The organism is Aerococcus sp. L_32 (genome assembly GCF_050689315.1).
Genome location: NZ_JBOEQF010000600.1, coordinates 1 through 1,056, shown reverse-complemented (window position 1 = coordinate 1,056; position 1,056 = coordinate 1). Strand labels below are relative to the sequence as shown.

2 protein-coding genes are annotated in these 1,056 nt (G+C 44.2%); both read left to right on the top strand.

Annotation, left to right across the window (positions count from 1 at the left end; all coding sequences use genetic code 11):
• A partial coding sequence (locus ACRCJ0_RS15065) for a hypothetical protein (RefSeq protein ID WP_431391019.1) occupies window positions 1-512 on the top strand: 512 nt, incomplete at its 5' end.
• Window positions 505-1,056, top strand: a 552-nt coding sequence (locus tag ACRCJ0_RS15060; protein WP_431391018.1) for a Mur ligase domain-containing protein, incomplete at its 3' end; no start/stop codon positions are given. The genes ACRCJ0_RS15065 and ACRCJ0_RS15060, both read left to right, overlap by 8 nt.

Here is a 1,056-nt window from a genome sequence, read left to right as displayed (position 1 = left end):
CAAGACCAGTCGAAGATTCAGGGGTGCAAGAGGTCTTTAAAGCGGCCTCTGTGGACGACAAACGCCAGCAAAAATTGGACCGTTTACGTCAAGAATTGCAGGAATATCAAGATTACCAATTCCGCAGACCTTTTCAACCGAATGATTTGCCGACAAATTGGACCAGTAACCGTCAAGATGCCAAGGCTGCTCGGTCATCCAGACGCAACCATTTTCATTTTGAAGAGGCGGTTTCTGAACCTAAAGGATTCGAAGACAAACGGCAAGCAACACCGGTTTCTGAAACCACGCCTGCAAGGGCCACTGTCCCTAAACGAGGGCATTTAAACCGTGGTCTGCAGAGTATTATGGCGGAGGAACCAGGGGGAATCTTTAATCAGCCAGGGAGACAAGCTAAGTCGGGACATTATTCGTATTTTCCAGGCCAGGACAAGCCATCATTGACCCCATATTTAAAGAATAAACAAGCGCAATCTAATCGAGGAAATGGAGATTTTAACGAGCATGAATAAAGAATTAACGTATCACTTCACAGGAATCAAAGGATCAGGCATGAGTGCCTTAGCCTTAATCTTGCACAATATGGGCTACAAGGTTCAGGGTTCAGACCAAGAAACTTACTTCTTTACCCAACGGGGTTTAGAGAAAGCTAGTATTGAATTACTACCTTTTAACGCTGACAATATCCAAGAAGGTATGTTTATCATTTGCGGGAACGCTTTTGGCGATGACCATCCTGAAGTTGTCCGTGCGAAAGAATTAGGTCTTGACGTGATGCGTTACCATTTCTTCCTTGGTGAATTAATTAAAGACTACACTAGTGTAGCGATTACTGGTTCTCACGGGAAAACATCTACCACCGGTTTGATGGCACACGTGATGCGTGGTTTACAACCAACAAACTTCCTAATCGGTGATGGTACTGGTGCTGGTCAAGAAGACGCTGAATACTTTGTGTTAGAAGCGGACGAATACCGTAAACATTTCTTAGCTTACCACCCAGACTACGCGATTTTTACTAATATCGATTTTGACCACCCTGACTACTATGAAAAC